Origin of the sequence: Caloranaerobacter sp. TR13, assembly GCF_001316435.1 — a bacterium.
In the GTDB taxonomy this organism is placed as follows: domain Bacteria; phylum Bacillota; class Clostridia; order Tissierellales; family Thermohalobacteraceae; genus Caloranaerobacter.
The window spans coordinates 18706-41726 of the sequence record NZ_JXLL01000009.1 but is presented as its reverse complement, the minus strand read 5'-3'; the positions used below and the strand labels follow the sequence as shown (position 1 = coordinate 41726).

At 28.9% G+C, this 23021-nt stretch carries 26 protein-coding genes; 24 read left to right on the top strand and 2 right to left on the bottom strand.

Translation table 11 applies throughout. The features are described 5' to 3' along the window. The first annotated feature begins 89 nt into the window (after window positions 1–89). The 13 genes from TR13x_RS07535 (at window position 90) to TR13x_RS07480 (ending at window position 8231) form a co-directional block, all read left to right on the top strand. Window positions 90–944, top strand: coding sequence for an aminoglycoside 6-adenylyltransferase (locus TR13x_RS07535; RefSeq protein ID WP_054871307.1), 855 nt, complete (start codon window positions 90–92; stop codon window positions 942–944). Between the two features lie 105 nt (window positions 945–1049). Beyond that, window positions 1050–1298, top strand: coding sequence for an NUDIX domain-containing protein (locus TR13x_RS07530; RefSeq protein ID WP_054871306.1), 249 nt, complete (start codon window positions 1050–1052; stop codon window positions 1296–1298). Window positions 1299–1446: 148 nt separating this feature from the next. Then, window positions 1447–2361: a Cof-type HAD-IIB family hydrolase gene (locus TR13x_RS07525; protein WP_054871305.1), complete on the top strand. Its 915-nt coding sequence runs from the start codon at window positions 1447–1449 to the stop codon at window positions 2359–2361. A gap of 198 nt (window positions 2362–2559) precedes the next feature. Then, entirely contained in the window at window positions 2560–3060 is a 501-nt protein-coding gene (locus TR13x_RS07520) for a hypothetical protein (protein ID WP_054871304.1), read from the top strand. Between the two features lie 54 nt (window positions 3061–3114). Further along, window positions 3115–3606: a hypothetical protein gene (locus tag TR13x_RS07515; protein WP_054871303.1), complete on the top strand. Its 492-nt coding sequence runs from the start codon at window positions 3115–3117 to the stop codon at window positions 3604–3606. 73 nt (window positions 3607–3679) lie between these two features. Continuing rightward, complete coding sequence (locus tag TR13x_RS07510) at window positions 3680–4453, top strand: hypothetical protein (protein WP_054871302.1); 774 nt, start codon at window positions 3680–3682, stop codon at window positions 4451–4453. Between the two features lie 46 nt (window positions 4454–4499). Then, window positions 4500–4769, top strand: a complete 270-nt coding sequence (locus TR13x_RS07505; RefSeq protein ID WP_054871301.1) for a hypothetical protein — start codon at window positions 4500–4502, stop codon at window positions 4767–4769. Between the two features lie 112 nt (window positions 4770–4881). Next, window positions 4882–5553 carry a LiaF transmembrane domain-containing protein gene (locus tag TR13x_RS07500; protein WP_054871300.1) on the top strand — a complete coding sequence of 224 codons (672 nt, stop codon included), beginning with the start codon at window positions 4882–4884 and terminating at the stop codon, window positions 5551–5553. A 71-nt stretch (window positions 5554–5624) separates the two neighbouring features. Beyond that, entirely contained in the window at window positions 5625–5780 is a 156-nt protein-coding gene (locus TR13x_RS11245) for a hypothetical protein (protein WP_176718780.1), read from the top strand. 17 nt (window positions 5781–5797) lie between these two features. Further along, the gene (locus TR13x_RS07495) at window positions 5798–6331 is read left to right on the top strand and encodes a GNAT family N-acetyltransferase (RefSeq protein WP_054871299.1); all 534 of its coding nucleotides are present in this window, start codon (window positions 5798–5800) and stop codon (window positions 6329–6331) included. A 128-nt stretch (window positions 6332–6459) separates the two neighbouring features. Then, the gene (locus TR13x_RS07490; protein WP_054871298.1) at window positions 6460–6993 is read left to right on the top strand and encodes a hypothetical protein; all 534 of its coding nucleotides are present in this window, start codon (window positions 6460–6462) and stop codon (window positions 6991–6993) included. 215 nt (window positions 6994–7208) lie between these two features. Next, window positions 7209–7547, top strand: coding sequence for a hypothetical protein (locus tag TR13x_RS07485; protein ID WP_054871297.1), 339 nt, complete (start codon window positions 7209–7211; stop codon window positions 7545–7547). 198 nt (window positions 7548–7745) lie between these two features. Then, a complete protein-coding gene (locus tag TR13x_RS07480) occupies window positions 7746–8231 on the top strand; it encodes an NUDIX domain-containing protein (protein ID WP_255351324.1) in 486 nt (161 codons plus the stop codon). Between the two features lie 210 nt (window positions 8232–8441). Here the strand turns inward: TR13x_RS07480 and TR13x_RS07475 are convergent, their stop codons facing one another. Continuing rightward, complete coding sequence (locus tag TR13x_RS07475; RefSeq protein ID WP_054871296.1) at window positions 8442–9131, bottom strand: hypothetical protein; 690 nt, start codon at window positions 9129–9131, stop codon at window positions 8442–8444. A gap of 134 nt (window positions 9132–9265) precedes the next feature. On the opposite strand from TR13x_RS07475, the gene uvrC reads away from it, so the two are divergent. The 11 genes from uvrC to TR13x_RS07420 all read left to right on the top strand — a co-directional run bounded on the left by uvrC (window position 9266) and on the right by TR13x_RS07420 (window position 21292). Beyond that, window positions 9266–11131 carry an excinuclease ABC subunit UvrC gene (uvrC, locus tag TR13x_RS07470; protein WP_054871295.1) on the top strand — a complete coding sequence of 622 codons (1866 nt, stop codon included), beginning with the start codon at window positions 9266–9268 and terminating at the stop codon, window positions 11129–11131. Window positions 11132–11200: 69 nt separating this feature from the next. Continuing rightward, a complete protein-coding gene (locus tag TR13x_RS07465) occupies window positions 11201–11392 on the top strand; it encodes a PspC domain-containing protein (RefSeq protein ID WP_054871294.1) in 192 nt (63 codons plus the stop codon). A gap of 88 nt (window positions 11393–11480) precedes the next feature. Further along, on the top strand, window positions 11481–12407 hold the full coding sequence (gene hprK, locus TR13x_RS07460; protein WP_054871293.1) for an HPr(Ser) kinase/phosphatase: 927 nt from the start codon (window positions 11481–11483) through the stop codon (window positions 12405–12407). A 36-nt stretch (window positions 12408–12443) separates the two neighbouring features. After that, a complete protein-coding gene (locus tag TR13x_RS07455; RefSeq protein WP_255351323.1) occupies window positions 12444–13202 on the top strand; it encodes a phosphatase in 759 nt (252 codons plus the stop codon). A gap of 13 nt (window positions 13203–13215) precedes the next feature. Continuing rightward, on the top strand, window positions 13216–14166 hold the full coding sequence (locus TR13x_RS07450; RefSeq protein ID WP_054871291.1) for an ROK family protein: 951 nt from the start codon (window positions 13216–13218) through the stop codon (window positions 14164–14166). Window positions 14167–14310: 144 nt separating this feature from the next. After that, complete coding sequence (locus TR13x_RS07445) at window positions 14311–15651, top strand: sugar ABC transporter substrate-binding protein (RefSeq protein ID WP_242851741.1); 1341 nt, start codon at window positions 14311–14313, stop codon at window positions 15649–15651. A 244-nt stretch (window positions 15652–15895) separates the two neighbouring features. Beyond that, a complete protein-coding gene (gene murB, locus TR13x_RS07440; protein WP_054871290.1) occupies window positions 15896–16810 on the top strand; it encodes a UDP-N-acetylmuramate dehydrogenase in 915 nt (304 codons plus the stop codon). Between the two features lie 12 nt (window positions 16811–16822). Continuing rightward, window positions 16823–17569 carry a PHP domain-containing protein gene (locus TR13x_RS07435; protein ID WP_054871289.1) on the top strand — a complete coding sequence of 249 codons (747 nt, stop codon included), beginning with the start codon at window positions 16823–16825 and terminating at the stop codon, window positions 17567–17569. Window positions 17570–17573: 4 nt separating this feature from the next. Next, window positions 17574–18425 carry an RNase adapter RapZ gene (gene rapZ / locus TR13x_RS07430; protein ID WP_054871288.1) on the top strand — a complete coding sequence of 284 codons (852 nt, stop codon included), beginning with the start codon at window positions 17574–17576 and terminating at the stop codon, window positions 18423–18425. A 17-nt stretch (window positions 18426–18442) separates the two neighbouring features. Continuing rightward, entirely contained in the window at window positions 18443–19756 is a 1314-nt protein-coding gene (gene yvcK / locus TR13x_RS07425; protein WP_152912131.1) for a YvcK family protein, read from the top strand. Window positions 19757–19912: 156 nt separating this feature from the next. Then, the gene (locus TR13x_RS07420) at window positions 19913–21292 is read left to right on the top strand and encodes a tryptophanase (protein ID WP_054871287.1); all 1380 of its coding nucleotides are present in this window, start codon (window positions 19913–19915) and stop codon (window positions 21290–21292) included. Between the two features lie 37 nt (window positions 21293–21329). Here the strand turns inward: TR13x_RS07420 and TR13x_RS07415 are convergent, their stop codons facing one another. Continuing rightward, window positions 21330–23015 (bottom strand): sensor histidine kinase, encoded by a 1686-nt coding sequence (locus TR13x_RS07415; protein ID WP_054871286.1) that lies wholly within the window; start codon window positions 23013–23015, stop codon window positions 21330–21332. Window positions 23016–23021: the final 6 nt, after the last annotated feature.

Here is a 23021-nt window from a genome sequence, read left to right as displayed (position 1 = left end):
ATGATATTGTGTTGGCAATTTATTGATCTAAGGCCAGTACATGGCACGAATTGTTTAAAGACACTTTATGGGGGAAAGGAGTAGTAGACGTGAGAAAAGAAGAGGAAGTTATCAGTCAAATTTTAAACTTTGCTAATCAAGAAGAAAGAGTTAGAGTTGTAATGATTAATGGTTCAAGAATTAATCCAAATGCTCCCAAAGATATTATGCAGGATTATGACATCGTATTTTTTATAACAAATATAGAAGATATAAGTTTTAAAACTAATCCGGCATGGATTAAAAGGTTTGGAGATATTGTTATCTTGCAACAGAATGATTTCAATGATAGCTCATATATTTTTTTAATGCAATTTAAAGATGGTGTAAGAATAGATTTAAGATTTTGTGATATTTCCAAAATAAAAGAAGTAATTAAAGAAGATACATTAAGTAAAATATTATTGGATAAAGATAATATGGCACCAAAATTAAGTTCACCAAATGAGAGTATACACTATGTAAAGAAGCCGACTAAAAATGAGTTTGAGAGAGTACTTAATGAATTTTGGTGGATTCAAACATATATAGCAAAAGGGATATGGAGAGATGAATTACCATATGCTAAATATATGTTTGATGTTATTTTAATAGACTGCATAAAAAAAGTTTTATCATGGGAAATAGGATTAAGATATAATTGGAAAGTTAATGTTGGAAAGTGTGGAAAGTGGTTTAAACGTTTATTATCTGAAAAACGCTATAATGATTTTATAAATCTATATCCAACTGTAGACTATGATGATATGTGGGAAAAACTTTTCAGAGCAGGTATTTTAATACGGAACATTGGTAAAGTATTAGCTGAAAAGTTTGAGTATACATATCCCATGCAAGACGATATAAATGTTACAGAATATATTAATAAAATTAAACATTTGCCTACTGATGCTACTGATTTTTAATAGAGTATAGTTTTGGAGTAATTAAATTACCTCAAGGGGCTGATGTTTGTGTCAGCCTCTGAATTTAGGGGAGTTTGATATAATCTAACAAGGTAGGTGGAGTAAATGAGTGATAGCTTGGAGAAAGTAACCGCGTTTATTACAAGAGAACGGAAAGGAGAAATTGATTTATTACTTTTCAAACATCCAAATGTTGGCATTCAAATACTTGCTGGAACTGTAGAATCTGAAGAAAATCATTTAGATGCAGTAACTAGAGAGACAGCAGAAGAAGCTGGATTACCTGTTATTGTTTATTCTCAAGATGAATGGATTGATTATGTTGTTAATGATTTAGAGTACACTTTCAAGTGATTATTTGGTTAGATTTCTGTTTCTAATAAGAAGAATTATATAAAAAATTATGATAATATATAACAGGAGATTTAAAGAACAAAATCTTCAATTCAAATAAAAAACATATTATAGAATTCTTAAATAAATAGGAGGATGAAATTCAGCTATGTATAGACTATTAGCATTGGACATGGATGGGACTTTGTTAAATAAAGAGCATAAGATATCAAGAGAAAATTTTGAAGCAATACAAGAAGCTTTACGTATGGATATTAAAATTGTATTAGCGTCTGGACGAATATTTGGTGGAATGCTTCCTTATTTAGAACAATTAAATATAATAGATGATGAAAATTATTCAGTATCATGTGCAGGAGGCTTGGTATTAAACAATACTATGAGCAAAGTCATTCAGAGTAATGGATTAAATATCGAAGACCTAAAATATATTTATGGTTTAACCAAAGAACTAAACTTGAGTTTAAATGTATATACAAGAGATAGTATATTAGTTTTTCAAGATGACATTTTTAGTAGATTTGAGTCTATAGCCAACAATGTACCTTTAAAACTAGTAGATTTCAATTCATTAAGCGATGATATTGAGATATATAAAATAACAATTATAAACGATAGTATTGATGCTGTAATGAAAATGAAAAAGTTTTTTAAAAAATTGCATACAAGTGATATTATACAAGACAAGCGTTACAAAGGGATTAAAAGATTGGAAGATGATATTTTAGATAAGATTTCAACAAAGCTTTCAGATAAATATACAGTAGTAAAGCCATTTCAGTTTACTCTAGAAGTTATTAATAAAAGTTGTAATAAGTGGACAGGAATTAAGAAAATAGCAGAAGAATTAGGAATACAAAACGAGGAAATAATTTGTATAGGAGATTCAGAAAATGATGAGCATATGATTAGAAATGCAGGGTTAGGAGTAGCGATGGCGAATGGTTTTTCTAAAGTAAAAGAAATTGCTGATTATGTAACATATACAAATGATCAACATGGAGTAGCCCATGTTATAAATAAATTTATCTTGGGAAAAGAGATTGCTTATGCCGAAGGTTAACTTCGGCTTTTTCTATGCAAAAAATTAATTTATACAAAAATAGATAATCATGGAGGAAATTGCTATTAAATGTAGAAAATATAGTAAACTATATTAACTATTTTGTCTTTAGATATTTTTATGAAAATAAGATGAGAGACTGGTATTTTATTGTATTTAGAAATAATATTATTTAAAACACCGATTGGAGGAATAGAAGTGAGAGAAATTATATTTATGCTTTTTATTGTTATATTATGTTTAATATTAAGTTATTTACTAGGGTTAAGTATGGTAATGCTTGTATTATCAGCAGTTTTATTTATTATGGCGGTTTTATTTTCTTATAATAAGCAATATTATAGTAAATATATTATGCTTATAACTCCTAAACGTAGTAAAATTATGAGTGAAAAAGATGAGGTGTTTAAGGAAAAATATAGAAAAGCTAATATAGTAAGTTTTTATATTCTAGCAATTTTAATGTTCATAAACGGGATAATTAGAGTAAATGATAAATTATCTTATAAATCATTATTGACAACAAAAGACTTTACAATTATTGGTGGAATAGCATTAAGTATTGGAATTATAATTTATTTTGTTGATTATTATTTTTTGAAAAAAAGCAGAGATCATGAGGAATATATGATTAAGTCTGTTATATTAGGGTTACTTATAGTAGTAATATTGTTTATTATTATGACACTTTTTTTATAGAGTTAATAAAAATAATCAAAACTATCAGAAATTTAAATGAATATGGGGGTGAATTTGATTAAAAAGAAGAAATGTTTAGTTGGTTTAATTGCTTTTACATTTTTAATTATTTTTTATAAAATTCCAATGCAAGTAGATAAAACTTATCAAGGGTATCTCTATATTCAAGATAAAGACGAACAAGGAGAAGTTATTAATATAAGGTTGGAAGGGAAATTAACTAGAAATATATTAACACCAAATGTCTTTGAAGGTGTTTTAATGATTAATAATAAACAATTAAGTGTTCATTCTTTAAAGGCTGGAAATTTAAAAGTAGCTTTAAAAATGAAATTTAAAATGAATTATTATACATTAATATCCAGAGATGAGTATGGAAATACAGTATTATGGGTTGATGTTTCTAAAGATTTTAATTTAATTTCTGGTAGTGGAGATTTTCACAAGATAGAAGATAGGTTTAGTAAGGAGTTACATTATAGTTTTGAAGCACCTGCTTTAAATAAAGAAGAAGCAAGAGAAGTAAATAAAAAGGCATATGATTAAAAACTGATTACTAATAAATCTAAATAGATTAAACTTGATATATTTAGGGATTATTTGTAGGGAGGCTATTGGCTTGAGAAATTTTTATATGTTTCATAAAAAGTCATATAGATTGATATTTGTTGTGATGTTGCTATTTCTTTTTATAGCAGGATGTGCTAAAGAAAACCAAGTAATAAATAAGAAGAATGAACCAAGTGGGCAAGATACATCTACTATAGATAGAAAGAATAGTACAGAAGAGGAAGTGTTAGAAATATTAAATAGTACTCGTGAAAACATAGAGATTAAACTTACAGAGCGAAAGGATATATATGCAATCACTTGGTCTTATGACGGACAACAAGTTGCTTTCGTTCGAGGAGATACTGAAAGTTGGTATGGGCAGATGTATATTTGGACAGTTGGTGAGAAAAAGCCTGTAAGCATAGGAGAAAAGGAAAATAGGATTTGTGAATTTATATGGGCACCAAATAGTAAATATGTTTTTGTTGATACAGGTACTTCTTGTGAAAGATGGGGATTTATTGTTTCAATAGAGGATTTTAAAATAATTGATGGAATTACATATGTAGGGATGCCACGATGGTCTTATGATTCTAAATTGATAGCTTTAGGAACTATAAGTGATATACAGCCTGTTACTCCAACTGAGTTATCAGGTACTGTTGATTTAACTATATATAATGTTGAAACCCGAGAAAAAAGGATAATTGCAAAAGCAACAAGTGATTTTTGGTATACACCAAGACAATGGGATAAAAATGGAATTTTGACATACGAAAAGATATATTTTCTTAATCATGAAGAAAAAGAACAATTAACTTATCACTATAATTCTAAATGACAAAATGTCAGCCAAGAGTATTAAAGACAATAGAGGGGATTAAACAATGGATTTTAAGAATGAAAAGTCGAAAATTTATAAAATTGGTGGTACATTTTTAAGATTGGGAGTAATCATTTCAAGTGTAATAGTGATTTTAAATAAAGACATTGATACTAAATTTAGACTGTCGGTAATAATGCAGATATTTTTTATTTTGTTTATGGTGTTGTTAGGTACACAGGAGTTAATGGCTCGAAGGAATAAAATAGGATATGTATATTACTTTATTGCAGGATTAATTTTTTGGATTTTTATTAATATAATTTTGATTTAAGATATTTTATAAATTATTGAAATTTAATGTATATTGGATAATGCATTACAGCATTTAATATTTATTTTAGTAAGCAAATTAAATAATGAGAGGTTACAAAGGGGGAATAGTTATGAATGGTAAAAAAATATTTGGAATTTTATTAGTTGTTATTGGTGTTTTTTTATTACTAGGTGAAACTGGAATAATTGACATAACTATTAGAGATATTATTTCAGGTTATTGGCCGCTAATATTAGTTATAATTGGTTTGTATAAATTATTTACAAATTCTATTTCGAAAATAACAGGGATTATATTAATAATCATAGGAATATTATTACAATTAAAGGTCTCTGAATATTTCAACATATTTGAGTATGACTTATTCTGGCCTATAGTTATTATTTTGCTAGGTATCTGGATTTTATTATCTACAAAGAGAGATAGATGGAAAGTAAGTTCTAAAGATGTCTTAAGTGCATTTGCTTTGTTTTCAGGTTTTAATATTAAAAATTCCTCTCAAAGTTTTAAAGGTGGAAATATTACATCAATATTTGGTGGGGTAGATGTTGATTTAAGAGAGGCGAGTATACTTAAAGAACAAGAAGCAAGAATTGATATTTTAATAGCTTTTGGAGGAGCAGAAATCTTTGTACCTCAAGGATGGAATGTAGTTATAAAAGGAGTTCCTGTTTTTGGTGGTTGGGATAATAAAACAGTAAATGATAACTTTGATACAAATAGTCCTACCCTTATAATAAATAGTTTTGTGATGTTTGGGGGTTTTGAGGTCAAAAATTAGTTTATAGTAGTAAAAGGTTATTTTTATGAATGTACAAATAAGATGCAAATTATAAGCTAAGGAGGTTAAGAATGGAGATACATAAAGAAAATTGTCCATGTCCTAAGAAAAAGTGTGAACGTTTCGGTAAATGTGAAGAATGTCGAGAATTTCATAAAAAGAAGAATCGATTACCTTATTGTGAAAGACCTAAGAGAGGTTTTTTGAAATTATTCAGAAAGAGCTAAAAATAGGGAGTGGTATCATGAAGGAATACATACTATCTAATGGTAAGAAAGTGATTATAAGAAAAGCAAAGAAAGAAGATGCTGAAGAGTTAATAAAGTTTATTAATGTTATTTCATATGAATCAGATTTCCTTACTTTCGAACCAGGTGAATTAAAATTAACGAAAGAACTAGAGGAGTCAATAATTGAGGAGTATTATAATTCTGATAATAAATTATATTTAGTTGCTGAAATAGAAGGTGAAATAATAGGAAGTTTAAGTTTCAAAGGTGGTAGTAGACAGAGGTTAAAACATACTGGCGAATTTGGTATAAGTGTAAAAAAAGAATATTGGAATATGGGAATAGCATCACAGTTAATTAAAGAGTTAATTGAATGGGCAAAAGCAAGTAAAATTATTAAAAAAATAAATTTAAAAGTAAGGGAAGATAATGAGCGTGCAATAAATTTATATAGAAAATTTGGATTTATTGAAGAAGGGAAAGTATCAAAAGAATTTTATGTAAATGGGAAGTATTACAGTACGATCTTAATGGGGTTAGAAATTTGATTATAGAATTTAACATAAAGTTGTAGTAATTGTTAGTATGTATTATTTTAAAATATTGTATGGTGGGATTTGAAACGAATATATAAAAACAAATATTTTAACAGTAATTGAAGAAGGAGTAGGAAAAAATGATATTTGCTATAGTTTTTGATATAATTTTAATAATATTTTTACTAATATACTATTTGAAAAGCAAAAGAACAAAAAAAGGAGAGATTCAATTTATTGAACCATTTGATATCTATAAAAGATCATTATTGTTTGTTGGACTTATTCTTGGACTTATTTTTGTTTTGATTATCTCTTCTTTGGATTTTATAGCAGAATATTTAGAAAAGAGTATTTTAGTGGTTTTGGTTTATATTTTTGTTATTACTTTATTATGTTTATTATGGATAGATTCATTTTTTTGTAGGAGATTAATAGTAACATCTGAAGGAATAGGTTATTTAGATTTGTTTAAAAATATAACCTTTTTTACTCCTTGGCAGAAAATAGAAAATTTTAAAATAGAAGGATCAAAACTGACATTATATGTGTTAGGATTAAGAAAGAAAAAAATATATTATTTTGATGTTTCAGAGGAAGAGAAAAAAGAGTTAGAAAATATTATATTGAAGAATATTAAAAGTTCAACTGACTATAGAGAAGGAATGAGGTGAATTTATTATGACTTTAATAGTTATAATAACATTGTTGTTTATATATAGAAAGTATAAAGAGGAAGATGAAGGAGTACCAGTTAAAGGCTATGCTTTTTGATTTTTTGGTTGTAATAGAAATAGTGAAAGTAATTATAAAGGATTTGATAATAGAGTTTATATTTTTGAATAAATAATAAAAAGTATAGCTAAGTAATTGATTAGGGGGGATATGCTTGAAAAAGAAGAAATATACAGGGATACTTATATTGATAGCTTTAGAGTTGATTACTTATTTCTGGAATGGTGGAGTGAAAGATTTAGAATCATTTTTTATGATATGGGCATTTATTTCGGGTGCATTTCTTGGCTATGTTTTCTTTGGAAGACCTAATACTGATTTGTCTAAAGGTGCTTTAATGAGTACTTTTATAGAAAAAATGGGACAATCAACGGGAAGTGTATCTGGAAATGTAAAGAGGAAGTTATATGATAATACTTTATATATAGTTTTCGGATTATTCTTTTTATTAAATTTAGCAGGACTTATAATTATGACTTTGATGAAATTATAACAAAACCTTCGATTTAAATAAACTGAGGAAGATTTTGTTGAAATCTATAAATGGAAATTATATTTTAAATAATCCACAATTTAACAAGGTATATAATTTCCTATGGATTATAAAAGATTCAATCACTATTTAGTTACTATACCTAAAATTATTCTAGGAGAGAGGATAGAATAACTGTATATTATTATGTTTGAAAGGATGAGAGTAGTGCTTGAAGTAAAGTTTTATGATTGCGATAAATTTGAAGAAAATAAACTTATTTTTGCAGTTGTAATGGCTAGATATAATGACAAATGGATTGTAGTAAGACATAAAGAAAGAAATACTTGGGAAATACCTGGTGGACATATCGAACCCTCAGAAAGTGTACAAGCTGCAGCATCAAGAGAGCTTTTTGAAGAAACAGGAGCAATAGATTTTACAATTTATCCAGTCAATGTATATTCGGTAAATAATGGAGAGCAAGAGACGTATGGACAACTATTTTATGCAGAAGTTAGGGAACTTGGAGAGTTACCACAAACAGAAATAGCAGAAATAAAATTAGTAGATGAATTGCCAGAGAATTTAACCTATCCATTGATACAACCAATTTTAGCAAAAAAAGTACAGGAGTATATAGAAAAGATAAAAGTAAATAAATTGAAAAATAACGCTCATGTGCAAATCTTTAGAGAAAACTAAGATTCATAATTTTGAAAAATCCTAACGCACCTAATCAAGACGTCCTATCTTGTAGGATGCTGGCTTAGCGTCCTGCTAAGCCTACGGATTTTTCTGAAATTCTTCATCAAGTTTTCTTTGCTAAAGCTTTGCAATTATTCGCTTTTATTTTTCAATTATTATAAATCTATTTTGTTTATAGCTTAAATGCTGAGGAATAACCTCAGCATTTTAAGTGAATTTCTTCATTTCTATTTTATTCTGTTTTAAAATTCCAGAGACTTGTCGTGCAAGTTCACTATCAGATTTAAAAGTTAACTTACCTTGCTCAAGTATTAAGTAAAGGTCTATATAATCTGGGAAAATAAAATAGTTTTCAATGTCATTATAGCTATAATATCCAGAATCATTGTGTACCTGAGTTCCGTAAACAATTGGCAAACCTATTCTTATATCAAACCCTGTTATTAAAATTCCATTTCTAAGAAAATAAATTTTGATTGTTTTATTAGATAGCCTTAGTAAGACTTCTATAAGTACTAAAGTTATTACAAATAAAACAACTCTTATTATAATCATTTTAGCAGATATTGGGTTTCTGAATATTGGTACAAAGTATATTAATGCTACCAAGAGATAATACCAAAGTCTTTCATTTAAATTAAACTTGTCTATGTTAACAGATAATAGGACTGCGCTGTTTTTTAATATTCTTTTATTGTATGCATATCTTAGCAAACCTTGGAAAGAACCGAAAAACAGTAACGCTATAGTAAGCAAAATTGGGAACACAATATTATTTACTACGTTTCCACTTAAATTAGAGATGTAAGGCATAATTATTCTGGAGACGATTGATATGAACATTATAGTCGAAAAGAAAGCCATTATGAAATTTGTAGTTTTTTTTGTATTTGACATAAAAATTTCCTCCTTTGTACATTCTCAGATGTAGCTGTAAATTCCACTGTATTAATTATATACAAATTTCAAAATAACCGCAATTGTGGTATATTATAAATAATTAATGTATAGATTGTGGAAGGTGATTTGGTTTGTTTAGTATAGATGAAGAATTGAAAAAACTTCCAGATAAACCTGGTGTATACTTAATGAAGAATGAAAATGGACAGATTATATATGTTGGGAAGGCTGTTAATCTTAAAAAGAGAGTTAGACAATACTTTCAAGCTTCAAGTTCTAAGACACCAAAAGTTAAGGCAATGGTAAAAAGTATTGCTGAATTTGAATATATAATAACTGATAATGAATTAGAGGCTCTTATTTTAGAGTGTAATCTTATAAAAAAGCATAAGCCTAAATATAATATACTTTTAAGGGATGATAAACAATATCCTTATATAAAAGTTACAACTAATGAGAAATTTCCTAGAGTTATTAAGGTTAGAAAAATAGAAAAAGATAAGGCTAAGTATTTTGGACCATATACTAGTACATCTGCTGTAAATGATACGCTTGAAATTATTAGAAATATATATCCCTTAAGAAGTTGTAGGAAGAATTTAGATAATATTAAAAAGAAAGAGAGGCCCTGTTTAAATTATTTTATAGGTAGGTGTTTAGGTCCTTGTCAAGGTAATGTAAATGAAAAGGAATATAAGGAAATGATAGAGGAAGTTTTATTATTTCTTGGGGGCAAAGAAGATAAGCTAATACGTTTGATAGAAGAAAAAATGAAAAATGCCGCTAAACAGCTAGATTTTGAGAATGCGGCAAAATATAGAGATCAATTAAATTCGATAAAGCATATACTAGAGAAGCAGAAGATAGTTTCACCTACTTTGATTGACCAAGATATTATAGGAATGGCTAGAGGAATAGAAGATGTGTGCATACAAATATTTTTTATACGTGGAGGGAAATTGGTCGGCAGAGAACATTTTATTTTAACAGATACATCTGAAATGGTACGAGGTGAAGTATTGAGTTCTTTTGTAAAACAATTTTATATGAATTCATCTTTTGTTCCTAAAGAGATTTTAATAGAAGAAGAGATACAAGATAAAGAGTTAATAAGCAGATGGCTAAGTCAAAAAAAAGGCTCTAAAGTTCAAATAAAGGTACCGGTTAGAGGCGAAAAAAACCTACTTATGGAAATGGTAAGAAAAAATGCTATGGAAACATTAGAGAACCATAGTGAAAGAATCAAAAGAAAAATTCAGCTAGACAGAGCTGCTCTTGATGAATTAGCTAATTTATTAGAATTAGAAAGAATACCAAAAAGAATTGAAGCTTTTGATATTTCTAATATTCAAGGTGTAGAATCGGTTGGTTCGATGGTAGTTTTTCAAGAAGGTCAGCCTAGAAAAAGTGATTATAGAAGATTTAAAATAAAGTCAGTATCAGGACCTAATGATTATGGAAGTATGGAAGAGATAATATATAGAAGATTTGAAAGAGGAATAAATGAAAGAGAATTTATAAAAGATAATAAAGTAGATTTAGGAGGCTTTTCTATATTTCCTGATTTAATAATGGTTGATGGAGGAAAAGGTCAGGTTAATGCAGCAAAAAAAGCTATCCAGCAATTCAATTTAAATATTCCGGTATGTGGTCTAGTTAAAGATGATTTTCATAGAACTAGAGGAATAATATATGAAAATAAAGAGATGAACATACCAAAAGATTCTAATTGTTTTAAGTTAATTACGAGAATACAAGATGAAGCTCACAGATTTGCAATTAGTTATCACAGAAGCTTAAGAAATAAAAAGTTTTTTAAATCGCAGTTAGATTCTATAAAGGGTATTGGTGAAAAAAGAAAAAAAGCTTTGCTTAAGTCGTTTGGTTCGATAGAAAAAATAAAAAATGCTTCTATAGAAGAGTTAAAATCAGTAGGGGGAATGAATATAAAGGTAGCCGAAGCAGTATATAATTATTTTAGAAAGTTTAAAGAATAATATTTTTTACATTATTTACTTAACGGTTGTTAAAGTATATAATATGTACTAAAAAGGGGGTGCTTTTTAGTGAAGAAATTGTTTTTATCTTCAACTGACAAGAAGTTAGCAGGGGTTTGTGGAGGAATAGCAGAGTACTTTGAGATAGATTCAACAATGGTTAGATTAATATGGGTTTTATTGACTATATTTAGTATGGGAATTGGTGGAATTATAGCTTATATCATAGCTGCATTAATTATACCTTCAAAAGATTTTTAGTTTAATTATAATTATATTTTTTAAGTCTGATGGGATATTATTTGACCCACATGGCCAAAATCAACTTATATTTATATAGGAGGTTATCATGAAGTCTATACCTATAGATAATCTAATAAATGATATGAATTTAGAAGTGATTTACAAGCCTGAAAATCCTGATATAGAAATTACTAAAAGTGACTTAAATAGACCAGGACTTCAACTTACAGGTTTTTATAATCATTTTGCGTACGAAAGAATTCAGTTAATTGGAAATGTTGAATGGAGTTACTTAACTTCATTAGATAAAAAAACGAGAGATGAAAGATTTAAAAGATTATTAGAATATCCAATACCAGCTATAATATTTACTAGAAACTTAGAAGTTTTTCCTGAAATGATAAAATGGGCGAAGGAATTCGGTAGAACTATTTTAAGAACGAAACTGACAACTACAAAGTTTATAAGTAAACTTATAAACTATTTGGATGATATGTTAGCACCTCAAATAACTATACATGGTGTATTAGTAGAAGTATATGGCATAGGTATATTAATTACAGGGGAAAGTGGTGTTGGTAAGAGTGAAACAGCACTAGAGCTTATTAAGAGAGGGCATAGGCTTGTTGCTGATGATGCTGTTGAAATAAGAAGAGTAGAAGAAAATATTTTAAGAGGTAAGGCACCTGAATTGATTAAACATTTTCTAGAAATAAGAGGTATTGGAATATTAGATATTAAGAGGTTATATGGTGTAGGAGCTATAAGAAATTCCAAAGTTATTGATTTGGTAGTCAAATTGGAATACTGGGACGATAAAAAGGCGTATGACAGAGTAGGTTTAGATGAAGACTATGCAGTTATATTAGATACAAAAGTACCTAAAATAACTATTCCAGTTAGACCAGGTAGAAATTTAGCTATGATTGTTGAAGTAGCAGCTAGAAATCATAGACAGAAAAGAATGGGATATAATGCAGCTGAAGAATTAGATAAGAGGATCTTATCTCTTCATGAACATGATAAAAATTAATTAATAAAATTCATCATAAGCAAATGAAGAGAGGATGTGGTTAAATTGAAGCTTCTTATGGATACTCATTGTCACACTGTTGCAAGTGGCCATGCTTATAGTACAGTTATGGAAATAGCTAGAGAAGCTAATAATAAAGGACTAAGATTAGTAGGAATAACTGATCATGGGCCCAATATGCCTGGAGGGCCTCATTTATTCCATATAGGTAATCAAAGAGTTATACCTGAAAAAATATATGGAGTGGAAATTCTTAAAGGTGTTGAAGCTAATATTATAGATTTTGATGGAAATCTAGATGTTCCTGAGGAATATTTAATCAAATTAGATTTAGTTCTAGCTGGACTACATGAACCGTGCATTGAACCTGGTAATGTTAATCAAAATACAAATGCAATAATAAAAGCTATGGAAAATAAATATGTAGATATAATTGTCCATCCAGGTAATCCAGTTTTTCCACTTGATTATGAGAAAATGGTTTTAAAAGCAAGAGAAACTGGAAAACTTATAGAAATAAATAACAGTTCATTTGGTCCAAGCAGAAGTGGAAGTAGAGATAACTGCATTAAAATAGCAAAGTTGTGTAAGGAGTATGGTGTAAAAGTTATAGTTGGTAGCGATTCACATATTGCTTTTGATGTAGGAAGATTTGAAAAAGTAATTGAATTATTTGAAATAATTGATATGCCTGAAGAATTGATTATAAATACTTCTGTAGAAAAATTCAAGAACTTTCTTAAAGCAAAAGGCAAGAAAAGATTTATGGAAAGCTATATCAAACCAGAAATGTAGAGGGGGAAATATGATGTATATAGGAATAGATATTGGTGGAACTGCAATAAAAGCTGGTATTGTAGACAAAAATGGTGATATAGTATATAAGAAACAAATAGATACCAAAGCAAAAAGAGGATATTTGGAAGTAGAAAAAGATATTATTGAATTAATAAAAGGCTTAATAAATATTGCAGAGGATAAGGGCAATAAAGTAAAATCTATAGGAATAGGCGTACCAGGAGTAGCAGATCCAGAAGGTAACAAAGTTATATATTGTCCAAACCTAGGATGGGCAAATGTACCTCTTGGTGAGAATTTGAAAAAAGAATTTGAGTTTCCTATTTATATAGAAAATGATGCAACTGTAGCAGGTATAGCAGAAAGTATCAAAGGTGTTACAAAGGGCTACGAAAACTCTATTTTTATAACACTAGGAACAGGTGTTGGTGGCGGAATAATACTAAGTGGCAAAGTATATAGTGGAGCACATGGAATTGGATCAGAAATAGGTCATATGATTGTAGGAGAGAATTTTTATGATTGTAATTGTGGAAATAATGGATGTCTTGAGACTTTTTCTTCAGCTACCGCTATAATAAAATATGCTAAGAAATTAATAAAAGAAGGGCAATATGAAACAACTTTAATGAAAAAAGTTAATGATGATTTGATGAAGTTAAACAGCAAAATAATATTTGATAGTGCTAAAGAAGGAGATCAATTAGCTAACGAGGTAGTTGATAGAATGGTTAAGTATTTAGGAATAGGTATAGCCAATTTAATAAATATTTTAGATCCTGATGTGGTAGCAATAGGTGGAGGAGTTTCAAAAGCAGGAATTTTTCTATTAGAGAAAATAAAAAGAGAAGTTTCTAAATATGTTTTGTATAAGGAAGCAAAACATGCTGAAATATTTTTAGCTGAATTAGGTAATGATGCAGGCATTATTGGTGCAGCATTATTAAGTGAATATAAATAATATATAAGTTTAGCGGCCTTTGGCCGCATATTTTTTCTATTTTCTGTTCTCTGTTCCTTGTTCCCTGTACTCTGTTCTCTATTAAAAAACTAAAAACATATTAAGCACTCCCTAAGAATATTTATAGTTAGGGGGTGCAATAGTATGTCAAAAAAGCTTATACAAGCATTTCTGCAAATTATAGTAGTTCTATTGATATTGTCTAGCCCTTTATTAATTGTTAATTATAGAAAACAAATAAATGAAAAAAGAATAGAAAAAGAAGAGACATGGAGGGGAGTAATAACTCTTTGGGATTTTCCACGATTAAATGTTAAAACTGGTAGTAGATATGGTTGGATATTAGATAAAATTAAAAAATTTGAAAGAGAAAATCCAGGTGTTTATATAGAACTTAAGCCTATTGATTGGAAAAAAGGCCCCATTGAATTAGAAGAAGCTATAAAAACAGGCAGATATCCAGATATTGCTCCAATAGCAGCTGATTTTAATTATATGAGAGAAGATATATTAGAGCCTTTGGATAGATTTTTTACAAAAGAAGAAAAAAATAAATTCAAATATCAAGCTTTAAGAGCTGTTACCTATAACGGTAAAATGTGGGGAGTACCTTTTATGATGACGACTTATGTTATGTATCTCAATTTAGATCTTTTCATGGAGCGAGGAGTTGAACCTCCAATTGATGGTAATTGGACTTATGAGGAATTTGTTGAAAAAATGAAAATGCTAACATGGGATTCAGATAATGATGGTAAGATAGACCATTATGGTTTTACTTCTTTTATTAAACCAAATTATTATAATGTATGGGGTATTATACTTAGTGATGGTGCCGATATAATTGATGAAAACAGTGGCAAATATATTTTTTATGGAGATAAGGCACTTAAAGGTTTAAACAAGTTAATTGATTTAAAATATAAATATAAAGTGACTCCAGAAAATTTTGGAATGTTGAATGAGAATGAAGCATGGGAAATGTTTTATAAAAAGAAAAATGTAGCTGTATACCCAACTGGCACTTGGGCTTTAAGAGTTTTAGAGAATCTTAGGAATAAAGGAGAAGGTTTTGAGTTTACTGTAGCAAATTATCCTATAGGAGACATGAGATTACCTGTATCACTTAATAATAGCATAAGTGCATATGGTATATTCAAACAGGAAAATGAAGCAAAGCTTAAGATGTGTGTAAAATTTTTAAAATATATCACTAGGGAGAAATATCAAAAAGAATTAGAGGATTTAGGAGTATTTCCTGCAAAATCAGGTGTAACAGATTTATATATGTATGACAGTAAAATGAAGAGAATAGAAAATTCATTATCGTATACAAAAATAATTCCTCGACACGAGAAATGGAAAGAAATTGATAAAATTCTTCAAAACCAAATTAAACTGGCACTGATTGGTGAAAAAAGTAGTAAAGAAGCATTAGATGATGCCAAAGAGCAAATACAGAAATTGTATATGAATGAGAAATAATATATTTTTTGGATTTACAATAGTTGTTTAATAATCATAAAAAGGATATACTTTAATTATATAGTTTACAGTTAACAGTTGCTAGATAGCAGTATTGGTTGTTGATGGCAGCTTTTAGCGAATAGCGAACGACGAATAACCATTTTAGCAAGCAGAACTTAATTGTTAAGAATTTAGATATAAATTTAGTTATAGTGTATAAAGTTAGAAAAATATAAAAATTATAAATGTAGGAGTGGTATATTTGAATACGAAAAAAATTGTAGAGATTTTTAAAGAAAGATTTTCAGAAAGTGAAATATTAATAGATGAACCAATGAAAAATCATACTTCATTTAAGATTGGAGGCCCTGCAGATATTTTATTTATACCTAAAGAGATTGAGCAAATTTCTCAAGCTGTAACTCTATGTAAAGAATTAGACGTAGATTACTTTATAATGGGTAATGGTTCAAATTTACTTGTAAGCGATAAAGGCATAAGAGGAGTAGTAATAAAAATTTCAGAAAATCTAAGCAATGTTAAAGTTAAAGGCAATAAGATTATAGCACAATCAGGTATTTTATTATCTAAATTGTCTAAAATTGCATTAAAATATTCTTTGACCGGCTTAGAGTTTGCAAGTGGGATACCTGGTTCCTTAGGTGGTGCTATAACTATGAATGCAGGAGCTTATGGTGGAGAAATGAAGGATGTTGTAACGTTAGTAAGATGCATTGATGAAAAGGGTGAAATTATAGAGTTTACAAATGAACAGATGAAGTTTGGCTATAGAAGTAGTATTATAGATGAGAGAGAATTAATAGTTGTTGAAGTTGAAATGGAACTTAAAAACGGTAATTATGAAGATATAAAGAAGTATATGGATGAACTTACACAAAAAAGGACTTCTAAACAACCTCTAAACCTTCCAAGTGCTGGCAGTACGTTTAAAAGACCAGAAGGACATTATGCTGGAAAATTAATAGAAGATGCAGGTCTAAGAGGCTTGAGATTTGGAGATGCACAAGTTTCTGAAAAACACTGTGGTTTTGTTGTGAATTTAGGTAATGCTACTTGTAATGATGTTCTAACTTTAATTAAAGTTATTCAAAAAACAGTTAGAGATAAATTTGGCGTCGAACTCAAAACAGAAGTTAAGATTATTGGAGAAGAATAACGGAGGGAACTTATGAAGATTTTTGCTGATTATCATACACATACTAAGTATAGCCATGGAAAGGGTACTATTAGAGAAAATGTAGAGAGCGCTAGAAAAAAAGGGCTTAAGGAGATAGCTATATGCGACCATGGTCCTAATCATATAGGGTTTGGTGTCAAAATAGAAAACTTTAAAAGAATGAGAGAAGAAATAGATAAGTTAAATGAAGAATATAAAGATATAAAAATTCTTCTGGGTGTTGAAGCTAATATAATAAGCTATAACGGAGAGATTGATGCCGACGATAAAATAATAGACATGCTAGATATTTTACTTGTTGGTTTCCATTTTGGAGCTAGACCTAAAACTATAAAAGATGCATATAATTTTTATATTGTAAATTATACAGGCAAAATCATTTCATCTGTAGCTGAGAAAGCTAGATATATGAATACGATGGCCATTATAAAAGCTATTAATAACTATAATATTGATATAATAACTCACCCAGGTGCAAAGGTTAATATAGATACTAGAGAACTTGCAAAAGCAGCAGCAAAGAAAGGTACAGCGTTAGAGATAAATGCTAGTCACGGTTATCTTAATTTAGAATACATAAAAATTGCTATGAAAGAAAATGTAAAGTTTGCAATTAATAGTGATGCTCATACTCCAGATGATGTTGGAAATGTAAAAAGGGGAATAGAAAGAGCTATAAAAGCAGGTTTAAAAGCTAATCAGATAATAAACGTTTTGGATGAAAAAGAAAGGGGATAAAACTATGGAATTTGTTATAGTGACTGGTTTATCAGGAGCAGGAAAGAGTCAAGCTATAAAGGTAATGGAGGATATTGGTTTTTATTGTATGGACAACCTCCCACCAGTACTGTTGCCCAAATTCGCAGATTTATGCTTTCAATCCAAAAGAACTATTGATAAAGTAGCAGTAGTAGTTGATATCAGAGGTGGTAAATTTTTCGATGATTTATTCCATAGTTTAGAACTATTAGAAAAACGGGGTTTTAAATATAGGATTATATTTTTAGATGCATCTGATGAAGTTTTAATTAAGAGATTTAAAGAAACAAGAAGACAGCATCCTTTAAGTAGAGATGGAAGAATTATAGATGGTATTGAAGAAGAAAGAAGAATTCTTAAAGACGTAAAAGAAAAATCAAACCATTTAATTGATACTTCAAAGCTTACTATAGGTATGTTAAAAGAAGAGATTAAGAAAATTTTTCTAGAAGGAAAAGAAGCACAAAATTTAACAATATCAATACTTTCTTTTGGATTTAAACATGGGCTTCCTTTGGATGCAGACTTAGTTTTTGACGTGAGATTTTTACCTAATCCATATTATATAGAAGAGCTTAAAGAATATACTGGTAATGATAAAAATGTAAGGGATTATGTAATGAATTGGGAGCAAACTAAGACTTTTGTTGATAAGCTTATTGATTTAATAGATTTCTTAATACCATATTATATAAAAGAAGGTAAAACACAACTTGTTATTGCGATAGGTTGTACTGGTGGCAAACATAGGTCTGTTACTATTGCGAATGTATTATATGAAACACTTAAGGATAAAGAGCATAGAGTAGTAATATCACATAGAGATTGCAAATAGTAACAGAGGTGTTTAAAATGAATTTAAATAAGCAAGTAAAATCAAGTTTTGGTATTAAGATATGGCTCTTGTTAGGGATATTAGGGTTAGTTATGTTTTCATACGGCGTTTCACCGATATATGTAGAGATAGATTTGTTGTATAATCATATGTTTAAATATTTATTCTTTTTTATATTAGGAATATTATTATTATATTTCTCTATTAAAAAGAGTTTTGAGTCTTTTTTGCGATATTATAATGTTGAGAATATTGATGATAAACATAATTTTAAAATAAGTGATTTAATTAACAGTTCAAAGTCTAAGCTTGAAGATAGGAATTTAAAGCTTTTTAGCAAGAAAAAAGCACTTAATAAAGGACCTAAAATAGTAGTTATAGGTGGTGGAACAGGTCTTTCGGTACTTTTGAGAGGATTAAAAAAATATACTACGAATATAACAGCTATTGTTACTGTTGCAGATGATGGCGGAGGTTCTGGGGTTTTAAGAGAAGATTTAGGAATGCTGCCACCTGGAGATATAAGAAACTGCATATTAGCTTTAGCTGATACAGAACCAATAATGGAAAAACTATTGCAGTATAGATTTGAAGATGGTAAGTTAAAGGGACAGAGTTTTGGTAATTTGTTCATTGCTGCTATGAATGGTATTTGTGGCAATTTTGAAGTTGCAATAAAAGAAATGAGTAATGTATTAGCAGTAACAGGAAAAGTACTTCCTATGACTCTAGAAGATGTAAAATTATATGCAAAATTAGAAAATGGTGAGGTTATTGAAGGAGAGTCAAACATTCCAATTGAAAATAGGAAAATAGGTAGTAAAATAGATTATGTTTATATTAAGCCTAAAGAAAGTTATCCACTCAAAGAAGCTATTGAAGCTATCAAAGAAGCAGATTGTATTGTTTTAGGGCCAGGAAGTCTTTATACTAGTGTTATTCCTAATTTGTTAGTAAATGGTTTGAGTGATGCAATATCTAATTCAACTGCAATAAAAGTATATGTAGTGAATGTGATGACTCAACCAGGTGAAACAGATGGATATGATGTTTTAGACCATGTAAATGCTATATTAAAGCATAGTAAAGATGAGTTGATAGATTATGTTATAGCCAACAAAGAAGAAATACCAAATGAAACTTTATTAAAGTATTATAAAGATGGAGCTAAACCTGTTATTATAAATGAAGAACAAGAGCAGAAGTTAAAAGCAAAAGGTATAAGCGTAATAAAGGATAATTTGGTCGATATAAAGAAAAACTATATTAGGCATGATGCATTGAGAGTTAGTAAGATACTAATTAAATTAATATTAGAAAGTAATCTTTAGCGGCCATTGGCCGCATTTACTTTAACATATATTGATAACTGGCAGTTTATAATTATTAAAATTACTTAAACTTTAAAGGATTATTATATTTTTTTATAGAATATGATATGATGTTATTAGTGTTATTTTTAAAATAATATCAAGGAGGGTAAAGTTATGTACGATAAAATGGCAGAACCATATAAAATAAAAATGGTTGAAAGAATAAGACTGATCCCTAAAGAAGAAAGAGAAAGAAAGATTAAAGAAGTAGGTTACAATGTTTTTGGTTTAAGGGGAGAAGATATTTTTATTGATTTACTTACAGACAGTGGTACAGGAGCTATGAGTGATAATCAATGGGCTGGAATTATGCTAGGTGACGAATCTTATGCTGGTAGTAGAAACTTTTATAATTTAGAAAATAGTGTTAGAGACATAATTGGATATAATTATGTAATTCCTACACATCAAGGTAGAGGTGCGGAAAACGTTTTATTCCCAATACTTATAAAAGAAGGTCAGTATGTTTTAGGAAATATGCATTTTGATACTACTAAGGCTCATATTGAGTTAAAAGGTGGTAGGGCAGTTAACTTAATAATTGAAGATGCTTTTGATACACAAAAAGAACATCCTTTCAAAGGAAACTTTGATATTGAGAAATTAGAGAGATTTATTGAAGAAAAGGGAGTAGAAAATTGTGCTTTTATTTTAGTAACTGTTACATGTAATAGTGCCGGAGGACAGCCGGTTTCAATGCAAAATATCAAAGAAGTAAAAAAAGTAGCTGATAAATATGGATTAAGAGTATTTTTTGATGCTGCAAGATTTGCTGAAAATGCTTACTTCATAAAACAAAGAGAAGAAGAATATAAAGATAAGAGTATACCAGAGATTATTAAAGAAATGTTTTCTTACGGCGATGGTTTAACAATGAGTGCTAAAAAAGATGGTATAGTAAATATTGGTGGTATGATAGCAATTAAAGAAGATGAAGAGTTATATAACTTAGTAAGACAGATGTTAGTACCAATTGAAGGATTCCCTACTTATGGTGGATTAGCTGGTAGAGATATGGAAGCTTTAGCTAGAGGGTTAAGAGAAGTGGTAGATGAAGCTTATTTAAGTGCAAGAATTGGTCAAGTAGAATACCTGGGAAGAAGATTAGATGAGGCTGGAATTCCTATACAAAAACCTGTAGGAGGACATGCAGTATTTGTTGATGCTAAAAAATTATTACCACATATTCCATATCATCAATTCCCTGCACAAGCATTATGTGTAGAATTATATAAAGAAGCAGGAGTAAGAGCTGTAGAGATAGGTTCATTCCTATTAGGTAGAGATCCAGATACTGGAGAGCAAATAGAATCTCCACTAGAGTTATTAAGACTTACTATACCTAGAAGAGTATATACAAATAATCATATGGATGTTGTTGCAGAAGCACTTATTAATATAGCTAAGAGAAAAGATCAAATAAAAGGATATGAATTTGAGTACGAGCCTAAAATTTTAAGACACTTTACAGCTAGATTAAAACCTGTAAAATAACGGGTGAGGTTATACACCTCTACCCGTTTTTTTTAAATTAATAGCATTTAGGAATTGTCATTGTAACAATTGTTCCAACCCCCAGTTCACTTTGAATTTTTAGACCATATTTTTCTCCATATTTGTTTTTGAGTCTATTATTTACATTAATAAGACCTACAGAGGTATTTTCATTACTATTTGAAAAAATACGTTCTAAGTATTTTTTGTCTATTCCAACTCCGTTATCACTAACAATTAATTTTGTTCCATTTTCTTCACTAATAGCTTTGATTTCTATAGTGCCACCTTCTATTTTTTCCATTATTCCATGTTTAATAGCATTCTCAACAATTGGCTGTAGGGTTAATGGTGGCAGATAGCATTTTATGTTTTTAGGTATTTCGAATTTAACATTTAGCTTATTACCAAATCTAGCTTTTTCAATTTCAAGATAAGATTTTATATGGTCTATTTCTTTTTCTAATTCAACTACATCTTCATTTTGTTGTAAATTCTTTCTGAAATAAGAACTTAAATGTAATAGAAGCTCTCTTGCTTTATCTGGTTTAGTTCTTATAAAAGACACAATGGTGTTTATAGCATTAAAAAGAAAATGTGGATTAATCTGAGCTTGTAGAGCCTTTAGTTCAGCTTTAGCTAATAGCTTTGCTTGATATTCTATTTTACTTAACTCAACTTGTGTTGAAAAAAGTAGTGCTAGACCTAAAGCAAGCTCTATATCAACTTGTGAGATTGATTTTTCTGAAGTTTTATAAAGTTTCAAAGTACCAATTACTTTGTTTTTTTCTTTTATTGGAACAATAATAGCTGAATTGAGCTTGCAATTTGGAATATTACAGCCTATTTCATGTTTATAATTTGCTATTTTATATTTACCACTTTTAATGACTTCTTTGGTAAGTGAAGTAATTATTTCATCACCAGCTCTGTGATGATCATCTCCTACACCTATATGTGCAAGTATTTTTTCTCTATTTGTCAAAGCAACAGCTTTTAAGTCTGTCATTTCATATATAATTTGTGCTGTTTTAAAAGCAGTCTCAGTACTAAATCCTTTTCTGAAATATTTTAATGTTTTATTTGCAATTTTTAATGCGATTTGTGCTTGATATGCAGCTGCTCTTTCTTGATCTTTAAAAATACTTTCTATAATACTTATTGATATGCTTATTCCAATTGAATTTGTAATTATCATTGGTAATCCAATAATTTCAACAAGTTTTACTGCATCAATAAATGGTTTTGCAACTATTAATATTATAATCATCTGAATTGTTTCTGAAATTATACCTGCAACTAATGCAAAAAGCCATTTATTTTTTGATTGATAAAAATATTTACTTAAATAGCCTGCAAGTATACCTTCTACAGTTGTAGATAGCGCACAGGCTATTGAAGTAAAGCCACCGATATCTATTAAGTGTCTGTGCAATCCAGCTATCAACCCAGAAAAAGTACCAATAAATGGTCCGCCTAAAAGTCCACCGACAAAAACCCCTATTACTCTAGAATTGGCTATTGCTCCCTTAACTGGTATACCAGAGTATGTTCCTATAATACCAAATAATCCGAAAAATATAGCAAGAATAATTTTATCAAAGAGACTAATATTTCTATTAATAATTAGTTTTTTGAAAAGGTTAGTTCTAGACATAATAAAGGCCAATATGATTATAATTCCAAGCTTATTTATAAGAGCTGTAAGTATTGTTAAAATCATTATTGT